General features: G+C 68.7%; 14 protein-coding genes and 1 riboswitch. Of the genes, 3 read left to right on the top strand and 11 right to left on the bottom strand.

Annotated features, from left to right (window positions below; genetic code table 11):
* Positions 1-150: 150 nt before the first annotated feature.
* The 3 genes from ACRSBM_RS04050 to ACRSBM_RS04040 are packed head-to-tail and all read right to left on the bottom strand — an operon-like array spanning position 151 to position 2,887.
* Positions 151-1,128 (bottom strand): ABC transporter substrate-binding protein, encoded by a 978-nt coding sequence (locus tag ACRSBM_RS04050; RefSeq protein ID WP_434439883.1) that lies wholly within the window; start codon positions 1,126-1,128, stop codon positions 151-153.
* Entirely contained in the window at positions 1,125-1,865 is a 741-nt protein-coding gene (locus ACRSBM_RS04045; RefSeq protein ID WP_434439882.1) for an ABC transporter ATP-binding protein, read from the bottom strand. Before ACRSBM_RS04045 ends, ACRSBM_RS04050 begins: the two co-directional genes overlap by 4 nt.
* Positions 1,865-2,887 (bottom strand): FecCD family ABC transporter permease, encoded by a 1,023-nt coding sequence (locus tag ACRSBM_RS04040; RefSeq protein WP_434439881.1) that lies wholly within the window; start codon positions 2,885-2,887, stop codon positions 1,865-1,867. Before ACRSBM_RS04040 ends, ACRSBM_RS04045 begins: the two co-directional genes overlap by 1 nt.
* Before the next feature lie 36 nt (positions 2,888-2,923).
* Positions 2,924-3,051, bottom strand: a riboswitch (cobalamin riboswitch).
* A gap of 94 nt (positions 3,052-3,145) precedes the next feature.
* Here ACRSBM_RS04040 and ACRSBM_RS04035 point away from each other — a divergent pair.
* Entirely contained in the window at positions 3,146-3,565 is a 420-nt protein-coding gene (locus ACRSBM_RS04035) for a YciI family protein (RefSeq protein ID WP_434439879.1), read from the top strand.
* 68 nt (positions 3,566-3,633) lie between these two features.
* Here the strand turns inward: ACRSBM_RS04035 and ACRSBM_RS04030 are convergent, their stop codons facing one another.
* From ACRSBM_RS04030 to ACRSBM_RS04015, 4 genes are all read right to left on the bottom strand, one after another.
* Complete coding sequence (locus ACRSBM_RS04030; RefSeq protein WP_434439877.1) at positions 3,634-4,671, bottom strand: 3-isopropylmalate dehydrogenase; 1,038 nt, start codon at positions 4,669-4,671, stop codon at positions 3,634-3,636.
* Between the two features lie 297 nt (positions 4,672-4,968).
* Positions 4,969-8,241 (bottom strand): S8 family serine peptidase, encoded by a 3,273-nt coding sequence (locus tag ACRSBM_RS04025; protein WP_434439875.1) that lies wholly within the window; start codon positions 8,239-8,241, stop codon positions 4,969-4,971.
* Between the two features lie 243 nt (positions 8,242-8,484).
* On the bottom strand, positions 8,485-10,080 hold the full coding sequence (gene serA / locus ACRSBM_RS04020) for a phosphoglycerate dehydrogenase (protein WP_434439873.1): 1,596 nt from the start codon (positions 10,078-10,080) through the stop codon (positions 8,485-8,487).
* A 235-nt stretch (positions 10,081-10,315) separates the two neighbouring features.
* Complete coding sequence (locus tag ACRSBM_RS04015; RefSeq protein ID WP_434439871.1) at positions 10,316-10,921, bottom strand: TetR/AcrR family transcriptional regulator; 606 nt, start codon at positions 10,919-10,921, stop codon at positions 10,316-10,318.
* A 64-nt stretch (positions 10,922-10,985) separates the two neighbouring features.
* Between ACRSBM_RS04015 and ACRSBM_RS04010 the strand changes: the two genes are divergently transcribed.
* On the top strand, positions 10,986-11,687 hold the full coding sequence (locus tag ACRSBM_RS04010; protein WP_434439869.1) for a molybdopterin-dependent oxidoreductase: 702 nt from the start codon (positions 10,986-10,988) through the stop codon (positions 11,685-11,687).
* Positions 11,684-12,292 (top strand): DUF2867 domain-containing protein, encoded by a 609-nt coding sequence (locus ACRSBM_RS04005; protein ID WP_434439867.1) that lies wholly within the window; start codon positions 11,684-11,686, stop codon positions 12,290-12,292. The genes ACRSBM_RS04010 and ACRSBM_RS04005 overlap by 4 nt, the downstream gene beginning before the upstream one ends.
* An 8-nt stretch (positions 12,293-12,300) precedes the next feature.
* On the opposite strand, the gene ACRSBM_RS04000 is transcribed toward ACRSBM_RS04005, so the two are convergent.
* The 4 genes from ACRSBM_RS04000 to ACRSBM_RS03985 form a co-directional block, all read right to left on the bottom strand.
* Positions 12,301-12,564 carry a DUF397 domain-containing protein gene (locus ACRSBM_RS04000; protein ID WP_434439865.1) on the bottom strand — a complete coding sequence of 88 codons (264 nt, stop codon included), beginning with the start codon at positions 12,562-12,564 and terminating at the stop codon, positions 12,301-12,303.
* Between the two features lie 93 nt (positions 12,565-12,657).
* Positions 12,658-13,671: a ketol-acid reductoisomerase gene (gene ilvC / locus ACRSBM_RS03995; RefSeq protein ID WP_086660705.1), complete on the bottom strand. Its 1,014-nt coding sequence runs from the start codon at positions 13,669-13,671 to the stop codon at positions 12,658-12,660.
* A gap of 22 nt (positions 13,672-13,693) precedes the next feature.
* Positions 13,694-14,200 (bottom strand): acetolactate synthase small subunit, encoded by a 507-nt coding sequence (ilvN, locus tag ACRSBM_RS03990; protein ID WP_045310681.1) that lies wholly within the window; start codon positions 14,198-14,200, stop codon positions 13,694-13,696.
* The gene (locus tag ACRSBM_RS03985) at positions 14,200-16,032 is read right to left on the bottom strand and encodes an acetolactate synthase large subunit (protein ID WP_434439861.1); all 1,833 of its coding nucleotides are present in this window, start codon (positions 16,030-16,032) and stop codon (positions 14,200-14,202) included. Before ACRSBM_RS03985 ends, ilvN begins: the two co-directional genes overlap by 1 nt.
* Between the last annotated feature and the right edge of the window lie 68 nt (positions 16,033-16,100).

Here is a 16,100-nt window from a genome sequence, read left to right as displayed (position 1 = left end):
GTGCCTGGGGCGGCAACTACCCGACGCGCTCGTCAATAATGATGGCGGTGTGCTGAGCCATGACGGGGATGCTGCCACAGCTCAGCACGGCGTACCAAGCGACGGGAGGAAATCTCCCACTATCTGGTCACCCGTTCATGCTTGTGACAGTCACGCCTGTGCCAGGTACTTCGCGAAGGCCTCGATGGACGCCGGGTTGCGCGGCGACTCCACCAGCGCCGCGTACGGCAGTGAGTAGAACCGCTTGTTCCTGATCGCCGGCGAGTTCGCGAGCGGCGCGAAGCCCTCCAGGAACGCCTGCTTCTGCGCGGGCGTGTTCGCCTCGCCGTCCGCGTAGTCGACGATCAGCACGACGTCGGGGTTGCGCTGCACGACGGTCTCCCAGTTGACCGTGGTCCAGCTGTCGTTGAGGTCGCCGAAGATGTTGTCGCCACCGGCCTTCGAGATCACGTCCTGCGGCGCCGCGTTCCGGCCGGACGTGAAGGGCTGGTCCTGGCCGCTGTCGTAGAGGAAGACCTTCGGGCGCGGCCTGCCGGCCATCAGCTTGCCCGCGTTCTCGATCTGCCGCTCGTACCCCTTGATCAGTTCCTCGGCCCTGGCCTCGACGCGGAAGATCTTCCCGAGGTTGCGCAGGTCCGTGTACAGCGCCTCGAGGGCCGGCATGATGCCGCGCTGCTTGCCGACGCCGTTCCGGCACGCCTCGGTGAGGTGGTAGGTGCCGATGCCGAGCTGCTTCAGCGAGTCCGGGGTGAAGCCGGTGCTCTCGCTGAAGCCGTAGTTCCAGCCGGCGAACACGAGGTCCGCGTTCGCGCCCTGCACGACCTCCTTGGAGATCTTGTCGGCGAGCTTGCGGGTGCTGTCGAAGTCCGCCTTCCACGGCGAGGTCCGGAGGTCGGCCGTGTTGTCGCCGTCGACGACGTAACCGGCCATGCGGTCCTTGAGGCCCAGCGCGAACATCAGCTCGGTGATGCCGGTGTCGTTGGTGACCACTTTGGACGGCACCTTGTCGAACGTGACCTGCTGACCGCAGTTCGTGACGGTCACCGGGTCGGACGCGGAGGCGTCCTGCGCGACCGTGGCGCCGCAGCCGGAGAGCAGGAGCAGGGCGGCGCAGACGACGGTTCTCAAGAGATGTCCTCCTGGTCGAACAGGAGCTGTGGGACTCCCGTGGTGGGGTGGGCGACCACGTGTGCGGTGACGTGGAAGACCTTGGCGATGAGCTCGGGCACGAGGACTTCCTCCGGCGTGCCGGACGCGACGATGCGGCCCTCGTCGAGGACGTAGAGACGGTCGCAGTAGGACGCGGCGAGGTTCAGGTCGTGCAGGACGGTGATGATCGTGACGCCGAGTCCGCGCGCCAGGGCCAGGACGTCGAGCTGGTGGCGGATGTCGAGGTGGTTGGTCGGCTCGTCCAGGACGAGCACGCGCGGTTGCTGGGCGATCGCGCGTGCGATCAGGACGCGCTGGCGTTCACCGCCGGAGAGGCTGAGGAAGCTGCGGGACGCGAGGTGCGCGACGTCCACTGTGGCCAGTGCGTCGGACACCACGCGCGCGTCCCGCGCGGGGTCCCGGTCGTGCGGCAGCCTGCCCATCTCCACGACCTCGGCTACCGTGAAGTCGAACTCGACCTGCGACTCCTGGGTCAGCGCGGCGAGGTCGCGGGCGACGTCGTGTCGCTTGTGGACGCTCTCGCCGTCGAGCAGGACGGTGCCCGCGTCCGGTTTCAGAGCGCGGTAGACGCAGCGCAACGTCGTCGACTTGCCGCTGCCGTTCGGGCCGACGATGCCGACCACCTCGTTCGAGGCGTGCAGCGTGATGCCGGAGACGATGTCCCGGACGGTGACCCCGGTGAGCTCGACGCGCATCAGCGGCCTCCGAAGACGTAGGACCTGCGACGCATCAGGAAGATGAAGCACGGCACGCCGAGCGCGGCCGTGATGACGCCGAGCGGCAGCTCTTCCGGTGCGGCGAGCATCCGCGCGGCCACGTCCACCCAGACGAGGAACGAAGCGCCGGCGAGCGGTGCCAGGGCGAGGACCTTGCGGTGGTCGGCACCCACGACCATGCGTGTGAGGTGCGGCAGCATCAGCCCGACGAAGCCGACGGCGCCGCTGACCGCCACCAGCACGCCGGTCATGGCCGCGGTGACGATGAACAGGTGCGTGCGGAACCGGTTGACCGCCACGCCGAGGGTCGTCGCGGTCTCGTCGCCCATCGCCATCGCGTTGAGCTGACGCGCCCTGGTGGTCAGGTAGACGATGCCGGCCGCGGTCACGACGGTGGCGACGGGCAACGACTGCCAGTTCGCCCCGCCGAGGCTGCCGAGCAACCAGAACATCGCCGCCCGCGCCGCCTCACCGCGCGGTGCCTGGAACACCAGCAGCATCGCCACGGCCGAGAACCCGTACGCCAGCGCCGTCCCGGTGAGCACCAGCCGCAACGGAGTCAGCCCCCGGCTCGTCCGCGCGGTGATGTAGACCAGCGCGGTGGCACCGAGGCCGGTCAGGAAGGCACCGGTCGAGAGCGCGAAGACGCCGAGCTCGGACAGGATGCCCAGCGTCGCCACGGCCGTCGCGCCGACGCTCGCGCCCGACGAGATGCCGAGGACGTACGGGTCGGCCAGTGCGTTGCGGACCATCGCCTGGATCGCCACGCCGACGGCGCTGAGCCCCGCGCCGACGACGGCGGCCAGCAGGACTCGGGGCAGCCGGATGTCCCAGACGATGTGGTACTGCCCGGCGAGGCCGGCGGGAACCGTGCCGCCGGTGATCGCCTCCCAGAGCAGTTCGACGGTGACGTCGAACGGAACGGAGACGGGGCCGAGCGCGACGCCCGCGACGATGCTCACGGCGAGCACGCCGACGAGCGCGCTGATCCTGAAGATCACTGATGCCCTTCCCGCAGTCCACGGCAGGAGTTGGTTCCTCGGTCCACCGTGAGCGGGTGTTCGGGCTCGTCCCTGGTCGGGGACCTACCGTTGCGGGTCAGCGCCGGACTTCGACCGGACTTCCCCCACGCACGACTTCGGTGACCCTACCTGCGAAAACAGAAAATCCGAAAATCTTCTGGGTGTGATGTCGATCCGGTGTGCGGCCCGTTCGACCTGTGGGTGTCAGCGAGCAGGACGAGAACAGGGAGACACACCGTGAAGTTCATGATGATCTGGCGCGCCACCGACGAGGCCTTCGCGAACATGGGCGAGTTCGACTTCGACAAGATGCTGGAGACGGTCGGCCGGTACAACGAGGAGATGATCCGCGCCGGCGTGCTACTGGCCGCCGAGGGCCTCGCGGACCCGTCCGAGGGCGTCATCGTCGACTTCGCCTCCGAGCCCCCGGTCGTCACGGACGGGCCGTACGGCGAGACCAAGGAGCTGTTCAACGGCTTCTACATCATCAACGTCGCCTCGATCGAGGAGGCGGTGGAGTGGGCCAAGCGTGCCCCGATGACCGGTCCCGGCTTCAAGACCGAGATCCGCCGGGTGCCGACGATCGACGAGTTCCCGCAGGACAACGAGTGGATCCAGAAGGAGCGCGCGTGGCGTGAGGCCACCGGCCAGCTCTGATCGGCGCCGGAACGCCGAAGCCCGGCCGGGATCTTCCGGCCGGGCTTCAAAACGTCTGGCAGAGAAACTCAGCCCGTGCGCACGTTCGACGACACGAGAGCCGCGAGCCTGTCACCGATCGCGTAGGTCGCGCCCGGCGACTGGTGGTCGCGGGTCGCCAGGTCGAACGCCACGGAGGCCTCGATCCGGCGCGCCGACTCGTGCTCACCGAGGTGGTCGAGCAGCAACGCGACCGACAGCACGGCGGCCGTCGGGTCGGCGATGCCCTGGCCCGCGATGTCCGGAGCCGAACCGTGCACCGGCTCGAACATCGAGGGGTTGCGACGGGTCACGTCCATGTTCCCCGACGCGGCCAGGCCGATGCCGCCCGTGACGGCGGCGGCGAGGTCGGTCAGGATGTCGCCGAACAGGTTGTCCGTCACGATCACGTCGTAGCGGCCCGGATCGGTGACCAGGTGGATGGTCGCCGCGTCCACGTGCTGGTAGGCCACGGTGACGTCCGGGTGCTGCAACGAGACCTCCTCGACGACGCGCGACCACAACGAGCCGGCGTGCGTGAGGACGTTCGTCTTGTGCACCAGCGTCAGGTGCCGGCGCGGACGGGCCGACGCACGCGCGAAGGCGTCCCGGACCACGCGCTCGACGCCGAACGAGGTGTTCAGCGAGACTTCGGTGGCGATCTCGTGCGGCGTGTCCTTGCGCAACAGACCGCCGTTGCCCGCGTACGGGCCCTCGGTGCCCTCGCGGACCACCACCATGTCGATCTCCGGCGGGTCCGCGAGCGGGCTGCGGACACCGGGGTAGAGACGAGCCGGGCGGAGGTTCACGTGGTGGTCGAGTTCGAAGCGCAGCCGCAGCAGCAGCCCTCGCTCCAGAATTCCGCTCGGCACCGACGGGTCGCCCACCGCGCCGAGCAGAATCGCGTCGTGCTGGCGAAGCTCACCGAGCACCGACTCGGGCAACAACTCTCCCGTGGCGTGCCAGCGCGCCGCGCCGAGGTCGTAACGAGTGATCTCGGCCGCCGGAACGACCTCGTTGAGGACCTTCAGGGCCTCAGCGATGACCTCGGGCCCGATCCCGTCTCCTGGGATCACTGCGAGCCGCATCCACACACCTCCCAGGTGTCAGTCCCCAATTGGTGGGACTACTTTCCTTTGCGAAAGGCTACCGGCATCGCGGCCACTCGCCGCATGCCGGACACCCCTTAGGGGTTATCTCTCCCGTACTGCGGGACACCCACACGGCCCATTCCCGACTTTCGAGTGTCACTCGACAGCAGTACCGCTGTCCCGTCAAGGGGTGACACCCCCTGCTCACAAAAAGGAACGCGGGGGCCCCGCGTTACCTCTGGGGTAACGCGGGGCCCCCGCGTGACGTCAGGAAACGTCGGAGGAGAGGGTGGGTTAGTGGGCTGAGGCCCGGCCGGAAGAGCGGACCGTGACGACCGTGGCGCGATCGCCGTCGGCGTTGTGGTGGTTGAGGACCAGCAGGCCCTCGGACTTGTCGGCCTTCAGTGCCGCGTCGTCCTTGTTGACCACGAGCGCCGTGCCCGGCTTCGCGAGGTACGACAGCGCCGCGTCGCCGCCGCCCTGCGCCCACAGGCCCGGCTTGAGCGGGTCATAGGACAGCCGGCGGTCGATGACGTCGGTCAGCTTGTTCGCGTTGCCCGGCGCCGGGTAGTAACCCGCGGTGCCGACGGTGTAGGTGATGCGCGAGGTGTCCTTCGCCGGGTCGATGCCCAGTGCCGTCAACAGCACCGGCAGGACCACGACGTTGGTGTCGGACACGTTCGCGTCGACGTCGCCGAACAGGCCGTTGACGCCCTGGATGTCGACCGTGTCACCCGTCCTGAGGTCGACCGTGGTCGCGACCAGCAGGTCGGTGTCGGTGAGGCGGCTCGCGTACGTCTCGAAGTCCGCCGTGCCGTCGCCGTTGGTGTCGATGTCGACGAACGGGATCGTGTTGACGCCGAGGTTGTACCAGTTGCCCCACGTCGCGACACCGAACGCGAGCAACGACTCCTCGGGCCTGCCCTGGGCCTTGGCGAGCGGGGCCGTGGAGGCCGCGCCGACGTAGCGCAGGTCGCCGCCCTTGGCGGTGTCGTTGAGCGCGCAGTTCTCGGTGACGTTGCGGCGGCAGTCGCGCAGCTTCGGCGACCGGGCCTGCAGCTCGAGGACGCTGATCAGCGAGCGGTAGGCCTGCGAGCCCGTGCCCTGGTCGACGCCACGGCCGGTCAGGTTCAGCACGGCCTGCTTGTCGTTGCCCCGGAACTTCAGCGCGGACGCGGTGGTGATGTCCGCGACCGGCTTCGGCGCCGAGTAGACCGACAGGCGCAGCGGCACCGTGGCACCGGCGGTCGGCGTGAGGGTCACGCGACCGGAGGCGTCCGCGATGAACTGGCGCGGCACGTCGAGGTGCGTCGGAGCAACGGTCGAGTCGACCGTCTTGCGCAACGCCTTCGGGTCGTCGATCTTCAGCGTCACCTTGACGCGGGCGACGCCGCGCGGGCTCAGCCTCACCTTGTCCTGCGAGAGCACGTAGCTCACACCGGGGATCGTGGTGGCGGCGGTGTAGCCCAGCTGGTACTCGACGGCCTTCGTCGACTTGTTGACGATCTTGATCGTCTTGGTCTTCGAGACCGGCTTCGAGACCTCGACGACGCCGAAGTTCGCGCTGACGTAGCCGTTGTCGTCCTCGACGTAGGCGAGCACCTGGTTGTCGATCGCGGACTTGCCGTCGACGCGGCCGGTGCCGACCCGGTTGGGCGCGAAGGTCTTGCCGTCCTCCTGCACGTCCGCACCGGCGGTGTTCATGATCGAGGCCTTGACCTCTTCCAGCGTCCAGTCCGGGTGCGTCTGGCGGACCAGGGCGGCGATGCCGGCCACGTGCGGGGCCGCCATCGACGTACCGGAGATCACCGAGCGGTCGTTGCCGGAACCGACGGCGGTCGACGAGATCGTGTCACCGGGGGCCGCGACGTCCGGCTTGATGGACTGGCCACGCGTGCCACGGCTGGTGAACGCGCTCGGGGTGTCCGAAATGGACTGGTCGTACGTCGGCGTCGAGGTCCGCAGGTCGCCCGCGAGGGTGACGGTCAGCGTGCCCGCGTCCAGCGCCGGGCGCACCTGGGCGGTGGCATCACCGGTGAACTGGAACATCGGGATGGCCGCGTTGCCCGCGATGCCCGCCGCGAAGTTGTTCAGCGTGGACGACAGCAGCACGCCCTGGCCGCCCGCCGCCTGCACGTTGTTGGCCCGGACGCCGGAACCACAGCGGCGCGTGGCGTCGTTGTCGTCCCACTCCAGCCAGACGAACTTGCCCGCGACCGCGTCGGTGATCGCCTGACAGCCGTCGAGGTTGCCCGCCTGCGTCAGCTTCACGACCGGCAGGGTCTTGCGGTAGCCGAGGTAGCCGGTGAAGTTCTGGCTGTACTGACCGGGCTTCAGGCCCTGGCCCGCCACCTCGGCGCCGTCACGCAGCACGTAGGAGTCGCGCACGGACGCGACGGTCAGCGCCTCGGGCGTGTTGCCCGGCGAGCCGCCGATGTCGTAGAGGTCGCCGCCGTTGCCCGCCGAGAAGACCGGCAGGACGCCGACCTGGTACAGCTTCTTGACGAAGAGGCTGTCGGGGTCGTCCGGGGCGCCGTAGTCGGAGCCGAGCGACAGGTTGACCACGTCGAGGTGGTCGGAGAAGTCGCCGTCGCCGTCGGGGTCGAGCGACCAGTCGAGCGCCTGCGAGGTGACGTTGGTCGAGCCGTCGCAGCCGAAGACCTTGAGCGCGTAGATCAGGGCCTTCGGCGCGGTGCCGGGGCCGATCTTCATCTCGTTGAGCTTCGCGGCGTCGAGCTTCGTGTAGTCGCCCTGGAACGTGCTGCCGTCGGCGTTCTCGCCGAAGCCGGCCGTGGTGCCGGCGACGTGCGAGCCGTGGCCGTTGCAGTCGAGGGGGTTCGGGTCCGGCTTCGGCGTGTTGAGCGCCGGGTCCTCGCTGGAGCCGTCGTACTCCTCGCCCACGAAGTCGTACCCGCCGACGACCTTCGCGGTCGGGAAGTTCGGGTCGGCGGCGCGCGGGTCGACGGCGCGGAACGCCTCGACCGTGCCGGGGCCACCGAAGTTCGCGTGCGTGTAGTCGACACCGGTGTCGATGATGCCGACCCGGATGTCGTCGCCGAGCTTGCCGTACTGCTGCCAGACGTTGAGCGTCCTGGTGAGCTGGACGGCGTTCGAGTTCTGGCGCTTCTTCGGCACGACCGGGTAGACCGCGAGAACGTCCTGGCGCTGCGCGAGCTCACGAACCTTCTGCGCGTCCGCCTTCACGACGACGCCGGGGACGCCGTTGGAGGTGCGGTACAGCTCCTTGGTCCTGGTGTCGGCGCTCCTGAGCTGGCCGACGACCTGGTCCGCGGTGGCGGACACGTCGTTGCGCGCCTGCTTGGCGGCCTGCTTCGCGACCTCTTTGCCCTGGCTGCGCTTCTCGTCGAACGCGTCGACGGCCGGCTTGCGGTCGAGCGCGACGAACGCGGTGACCGTGCCGCTGGAGTTCAGCCTGGGGGAAACCTTGAGGTGCAACGCTTTCGCGTCCAACCCGTGCGCACCCTTGACCGGCTGCGCGAGCGGTTCGCCCTGCGCCTGTGCCGTGGCGGGTGCGATCAGCAGTGTGGTGATGGCAGAGAACACCACCAGACTCGATCGTCTCTTCACAACGTTGCCCCAACCGAGGTGTGTGACTTCGACCCGAAAGAACAGCGCCGCGCCCTCTACGGCACCGGGTCAACCTCGTGGGGACGCTAATCGCTGATCGTGTCTCTGCGACTGCCCCGAAAGTATGAATGTTGTCTACGGAAAGTTGCCTGTTACGACTTCGTTGTGAACAGCGATAGACCCGGGAAGGGGACTTTGCGTCCCCTTCCCGGTTTGTCGTGACTATCCGAAGTCGACACTCCGCACCGTGCGCGCGCCCACGGCAGCGCCGATCGGGTCGAGCACCTGGGTGTCGACCGGGCGGTCCACGCGCAGCACCATGACCGCGTCGCTGCCGGTCTGGCTGATCTGCGCGGCCTCGATGTTCACGCCGGCCTCGCCGAGCAGCGTGCCGACCGTGCCCATGACGCCCGGACGGTCCGGGTACTCCAGCAGCAGCACGGTGCCTTCGGCCCTCAGGTCGAAGTTGCGGCCGTTGATGTTCACCAGCTTCTCGACCTGCGCGATGCCGCTGACGGTGCCGGAGACGCTGTTGGTCGTGCCGTCCGCGTGCACGGCCTTGACCGTGACGAGGCTGCGGTGGTTCGGGCTCTCGGTCTCCTTGACGAGCTCGACGCTGACGCCGAGGTCGGCGGCGAGGCTCGGCGCGTTCACGAACGTCACCTGCGACTCGACGACCTTGGAGAACACCCCGCGCAGAGCGGCGAGCGGGAGGATCGCGACGTCCTCATTGGACAGTTCGCCGCGGACCTCGACGGTGACGCTGGTCGGGGCCTTCGGCGACAGTGCACTGAGGACGGTGCCGAGCTTCTGCACCAGCGGCAGGTACGGGCGGACCTCCTCGCCGACCGCGCCGCCCTGGACGTTGACGGCGTCCGGCACGAACTCGCCGGCGAGCGCGAGGATGGTGCTCTTCGCGACGTCGGTGCCCGCGCGGTCCTGCGCCTCGGCCGTGGACGCGCCGAGGTGCGGCGTGACGACGATGCCCGGCACGTTGAACAGCGGGCTCTCGGTGGTGGGCTCGGTCGAGAAGACGTCGATGCCGGCGCCGCCGACCTGGCCCTCCTTCACGGCATCGGCGAGAGCCTGCTCGTCGATGAGGCCACCGCGGGCGGCGTTGACGATGATGACGCCGCGCTTGGCCTTGGCCAGCTGCTCCGCGCCGATGAGACCCTTGGTCTCCGGCGTCTTCGGCAGGTGGATGGAGATGGCGTCGGCGCGCTCGAGCAGCTCTTCGAGGCTGACGAGCTCGATGCCGAGCTGGGCGGCGCGCGCGGCGGACACGTACGGGTCGTACGCGATGAGCTCGACGCCGAACGCGGCGATGCGCTGCGCGAACAGCTGGCCGATCTTGCCGAGGCCGACCACGCCGACCGTCTTGCCGTTGATCTCGACGCCGTTGAACTTGGAGCGCTTCCACTCGTGGTTCTGCAGCGTCTCGTGCGCGGCCGGGATCTGGCGCGCGACGCTCAGCAGCAGCGCGACGGCGTGCTCGGCGGCGCTGACGATGTTGGACGTCGGCGCGTTGACGACCATCACGCCGTTCTGCGTGGCGGCCGGAACCTCGACGTTGTCCAGGCCGACACCCGCGCGGGCCACGACCTTGAGCTTGCGGGTGGCCGCGAAGACCTCGGCGTTCACCTGGGTGGCGGACCGCACGAGCAGCGCGTCCGCGTCCGCGACGGCGGAGAGGAGGGCCGGTCGGTCGGTGCCGTCCACGTGGCGCACTTCGACGCCGTCGCCGAGAGCGTCCAGCACGGACGGCGCGAGCTTCTCGGCGATGAGGACAACGGGTCGGCTCGTGTTGCTCACGGACATCGCTCCCAGGAAGGGTCGGATCGTGGGGCGCGGGCGTGGTCGGGGGCGGCTGGCCCGCGCCGACCGGGCACCGCAATGTGTCCGGACTGTTAACGAGCATAGTCAGGGGTCTTGCGCGCGCATTCCGCCGGGTGGCTCAGGTCACCGTCCGCGTCCTGCACCATGGGACGGGTGGCGCTGGACGTGCCGTTCACTCGCCAGTGTGACGCCCAGGCGTTGGGACGGACCTTTCCGGCTACCCCGTGGCAACGGCTCGAACGCCGCGAAGGACGACGTCGATGACCACCTCGGCCTCGGCACGAGCAGCCTGCGGATCGGCGGCTTTGGCGATGTACAGGGCTGAGCCGTAGAGGCCTCCCAGCGCGACGTGTGCCAACGGGTCGACCGTGACACCCGGCAGGGCGCCGCTGGCCACCAGCGGGGTCAGCACGACACGCAACATCGGGAGCTCGATGCCCTCCATGCCGCCCTCCCACGAGTTGGCGGCCATCACCGCCACGCTGTCGATGATCACGATCCGCCGGAAGTCCGGCCGCAGGCAGGCGTCGAGGAACGCGGACAGACCCGCCCGCACCGCGTCCCACGGATCGTCCTCCGCCACCGCCGCGGACAGAACGGCCTCGGCGGTCTCGTCCAGCACGACCTCGAAGACCGCCTTGAACAGCGCGTCCTTTCCTCCGAAGTGGTGGTAGAGCGCGCCCTTCGCAAGGCCGGCCCTCTGCACGATCTCGTCGATCGCGGTCGCCGCGAAGCCCTGCTCGACGAACAGCTCCCGCGCGATCGTGACCAGAAGCGCGCGCGTGGCCTCCGCCTGCCGTTCCCGTAGCCGCTTGACAGTCACCGGACCATCTTAAAGACTGACCGTCAGTCGGTGACCGACCGTCGGTCGGTGAAGGGGGTAAACGGTGAGGACACATCCACCCGCGCAGAGGACGCTGCCGCCCGGACAACGTCGCATCGACGGATTCCCGCGGTTCGGGACGCATCTGCACCAGCCGCCACCGCCCGTGCCGGACGACCCCTTGATCACGATCAACGGCGCGGTGAGCGGACCCTCCGAGGTGCGGTTGGCGGACCTGTCCGAGCTGCCGCGCAACGAGATCGTGGCCGACTTCCACTGCGTCGCCGGGTGGACCGCGAGCGACCTGCGCTGGGAGGGCGTGCGGTTCGCCGACTTCTACCGCCGGTTCGTCGAACCCGTGCTGGAACCCGGGGTCACCGTCACGCACCTGGTGTTCGAGGGTCTGGACGGAGCCGTCTCCGTGGTCGAGATGGAGGACGCGCTCGCCGGCGACGTTCTGCTGGCCCAACGGCTGAACGGACGCCCTCTCGACGGCGACCACGGTGCTCCGATCCGGCTGGTCAGCCCGGCGCAGTACGGCTACATGAGCATCAAGCACCTGTGCGTCGTCGAAGTGTGTACGGCGCTGCCGACGCACCGGCTCGGAACGGGCGTTATCGACCGGCTTCTCGAAGGGCACCTGCGGGCGCGCGTCTGGCACGAGGAACGCCACGGGCGCATCGCCGGACGGCTGGTCCGGCCGTTCTACCGCGCCCTCATCCGCCCGATCCGCTTTCTCAGCGCAAAAGGAGCGCAAGGCAAATGAGAGTTCCCAACGACGTGCTGAAAACCCAGCGGTGGGTCATCGCCGACATCGTCCACGACTTCGACGCCGAGGACGTCTGGGCGCTGCCCATCGAGGGTGGGCCGGACGACTTTCCGGCCGTCATCGATCTCATGAGTTTCATGGACTTCCCCGCGTCCGCGCCGCTGCCGGTGCGGCTGCTGTGGGAGGTTCGCGACCTGCTCGGCCGCCTGTTCGGACTCGGCCGCGTCTCGACGTCGGCGGACGAGGCCGGCGCCTGGCCGCCCGTCCCCGGAACCGGCGAGCGGTCGCTGACCGAGCGCCTGCCGGAGGAGCTCCGCGGCACGGCGACGGACTCCCGCCTCAAGGAAAAGCCGTTCCGGCCGCTGTACCTCACCGCCACCGAGTTCGCCGACGAGATCTCGAACCGGACGATGTACGGCGTGATGCACCTGGCCTGGGTGGACCAGGGTGACGGCCGGTACCAGGCGCAGATGACCGTCTACGTCAAGCCGCGCGGTGCCATCGGCAAGGCATACATGGCTTTCATCAAGCCGTTCCGCTACGCGATCGTCTATCCGGCGCTCATGCGGTACCTCGAACGAACCTGGGCCCGGCGCGCCTAGGCCCCTGCCTACCAGGGCTCGTCGAACTCGCCGTCCTTGGCGCCCAGCACGAACGCGTCCCACTCGGCCATCGTGAAGGTCAGGACGGGTTTGAGCTGCTTGGAGTTGCGCATGGCGACGTACGTGGCGCCGTCCGTGTGCTCGATGAAGGCGATCTCCACGTGGCCGTCTTCCGGTTCCGGCTCCGGCGGGCGCTTCCACTCCGCGTTGCGGAGGTCGAGCTTGCCGCGCACGTGGGCCTTGTCGTCGTAGATCGGCGCGCTGTCGGTCATGCCCCAGAAGCTAGCGGATGATCGACTTCGAAAAGCGGAAAGGCCCGCGGAGCGTCACACACGCTCCACGGGCCTCCCTTTCGCCGAAAAGACTCAGGCGGTCTCGGTGATCGGCCGGTCCACCCACGACATCATGTCGCGCAGCTTCTTGCCGGTTGCCTCGATCGGGTGGTTCTCACCCTCCTGCTGCAACTTCTTGTAGTTCGCGCGGCCGTTGTCGTCCTCGGCCACCCACTCGTTCGCGAAGGTGCCGTCCTGGATCTCGCCCAGGATCTTCTTCATCTCCTCCTTGACCGCGGGGGTGATGACGCGCGGGCCGCGGGTCAGGTCACCGAACTCGGCGGTGTCGGAGATCGAGTAGCGCATGCGGGCGATGCCGCCCTCGTACATGAGGTCGACGATCAGCTTGAGCTCGTGCAGGCACTCGAAGTACGCGACCTCGGGGGCGTAGCCCGCCTCGGTCAGCACCTCGAAGCCCGCCTGGACGAGCGCGGACGCGCCACCGCACAGGACGGCCTGCTCGCCGAAGAGGTCCGTCTCGGTCTCTTCCTTGAACGTCGTCTTGATGACGCCGGCGCGCGTGCCGCCGATGCCCTTGGCGTAGGACAGGGCGAGGGCCTGCGCGTTGCCGGAGGCGTCCTGCTCGACCGCGATGAGCGCCGGAACGCCCTTGCCGTCGACGAACTGGCGGCGCACCAGGTGGCCGGGGCCCTTCGGGGCGACCATGGCGACGTCCACGCCGGACGGCGCGGTGATGAGGCCGTAGCGGATGTTGAAGCCGTGGCCGAAGAAGATCGCGTCGCCTTCCTTGAGGTTCGCGGCGATCTCGTTCGCGTAGATGTGGCGCTGCGCGGTGTCGGGCGCCAGGATCATGATCACGTCAGCCCACGCGGAGACCTCAGCCGGCGTGCCGACCTCCAGGCCCTCTTCCTCGGCCTTGGCGCGGGACTTGGAGCCTTCCTGCAGACCGATGCGGACCTCGACGCCGGAGTCGCGCAGGGACAGCGCGTGGGCGTGGCCCTGGCTGCCGTAGCCGATCACGGCCACCTTGCGGCCCTGGATGATGCTCAGGTCGGCATCGTCGTCGTAGAAGATCTCGACGCTCACTGTAATTCCCTACTTTCTGGATTTATCGAACCGCGGTGGCGGTGATGGAACGAGCGCCACGGCCGATGGCGACCATGCCGGACTGGACGATTTCGCGAAGCCCGTAGGGCTCCAGCATGCGCAGCAGCGCGTCGAGTTTTTCAGACGTGCCGGTGGCCTCGATCGTGACCGCCTCCGGCGACACGTCGACGACCTTCGCGCGGAAGAGCTGAACGGTTTCGAGGACCTGCGACCGCACCGTCGCGTCCGCGCGAACCTTGATCAGCACCAGCTGCCGCTGAACCGAAGCGGCCGGCTCCAGCTCGACGATCTTGATGACGTTGATGAGTTTGTTGAGCTGCTTCGTCACCTGCTCCAGCGGCAGCTCGTCGACCGACACCACGATGGTCATGCGCGAGATGTCGGGGTACTCCGTGCGGCCGACCGCGAGCGACTCGATGTTGAAGCCGCGGCGGGAGAACAGGCCGGCGACGCGTGCGAGCACACCGGGCTTGTCCTCGACCAAAACGCTCAGCGTGTGCCTGGTCATCACAGGTCCTCATCGAACAGGGGGCGGATGCCGCGGGCGGCCATGATCTCGGAGTTGCCGGTGCCCGCCGCGACCATCGGCCACACCTGGGCGTCCTTGCCGACGACGAAGTCGACCACGACCGGCCGGTCGTTGATCTCCAGCGCCTTCGCGATCACCTCGTCCACCTCCTCGCGCGACTCGGCGCGCAGGCCCGCACAGCCGAGGGCTTCCGCCAGGAGCTTGAAGTCTGGGATGCGGTGCTTGTGCGTCCCCAGATCCGTGTTGGAGTACCGCTCGCCGTAGAACAGCGTCTGCCACTGCCGGACCATGCCCAGGTTGCCGTTGTTGATCACGGCGATCTTCACCGGCAGGCCCTCGATGGCGCAGGTGGCGAGCTCCTGGTTGGTCATCTGGAAGCAGCCGTCGCCGTCGATGGCCCACACCGTGCGGTCGGGTTCACCGGCCTTGATGCCCATCGCGGCGGGGACGGCGAAGCCCATCGTGCCGAGACCGCCGGAGTTGATCCACGTGCGCGGGTGCTCGTACTTCACGAACTGCGCGGCCCACATCTGGTGCTGGCCGACGCCCGCGGTGTAGATCGTGTCGGCCGGCGACATCGCGCCGATCCGTTCGATGACGTACTGCGGCGACAGGGTGCCGTCCTCCGGCCAGTCGTAACCCAGCGGGAACGTCTCGCGCAGCGACTTCAGCGTGTCCCACCACGGCGTGAGGTCGACGGCCTTGGCCGTCTCGCGCTCGGTGCGGACGGCGTCGATCAGCTCGGTGATGATCTCCTTGCAGTCGCCCACGATCGGGACGTCCGCGCGGCGGTTCTTGGAGATCTCGGCCGGGTCGATGTCGGCGTGGATGATCTGCGCGTCCGGCGCGAAGGAGTTCAGCTGACCGGTCACTCGGTCGTCGAACCGGGCGCCCAGCGCGATCAGCAGGTCCGACTTCTGCATCGCCGCGACGGCCGCGACGGTGCCGTGCATGCCGGGCATGCCCAGGTGCTGCTCGTGCGAGTCGGGGAACGCGCCGCGCGCCATCAGCGTGGTGACGACCGGGATGCCGGTGTCCTCGGCCAGGCGCAGCAGCTCGGCGTGCGCGTCCGCCTTGATGACGCCGCCGCCCACGTACAGGACGGGCTTGCGGGCGCTGACGATCAGCTTGGCGGCTTCGCGGACCTGCTTGCCGTGCGGCCGGGTCGTCGGCCGGTAACCGGGCAGGCGCAGCTCGGGCGGCCACGAGAAGCTGGTCTGCTCCTGCAGCACGTCCTTGGGGATGTCGACGAGGACGGGGCCGGGTCGGCCGGTCGACGCGATGTGGAACGCCTCCGCGATCGCCCGCGGGATCTCCGCGGCGTCGGTCACGAGGACGTTGTGCTTGGTGATCGGCATCGTGATGCCGCAGATGTCCGCCTCCTGGAAGGCGTCCGTGCCGATCAGCGGCCGCGACTGCTGGCCGGTGATCGCGACGACGGGCACGGAGTCCATGTTCGCGTCCGCGAGCGGGGTGACGAGGTTGGTCGCCCCCGGTCCCGAGGTCGCCATGCAGACCCCGACCTTGCCGGTGGCCTGCGCGTATCCGGTCGCCGCGTGCCCTGCGCCCTGCTCGTGGCGGACGAGGATGTGCCGGACCTTCGTGGAGTCCAGCAGCGGGTCGTACGCGGGAAGGATCGTCCCGCCGGGAATGCCGAAGACCACTTCGCAGCCGACCGCCTCGAGCGACCGGACGAGCGACTGAGCACCGGTTACACGAATCGGTGCGCCCGTCGGCGGGGCCGGTTTGGGCCGCGGACCTGGACGTGGCGACGTGGGCTCGGGAGCCTGTCGCGATGGTGCGCTGGTCATCATTGCCTCGTGGGTATCGGGGTCCGGACACGAAAAAACCCTCGACAACCCGAAGATGGGTCGTGCGA

Origin of the sequence: Lentzea xerophila (genome assembly GCF_051094245.1) — a bacterium.
In the GTDB taxonomy this organism is placed as follows: Bacteria; Actinomycetota; Actinomycetes; order Mycobacteriales; family Pseudonocardiaceae; genus Lentzea; species Lentzea xerophila.
Note: the sequence above shows the minus strand (reverse complement) of the source record. Positions and strands in the feature narration are given on the sequence as shown.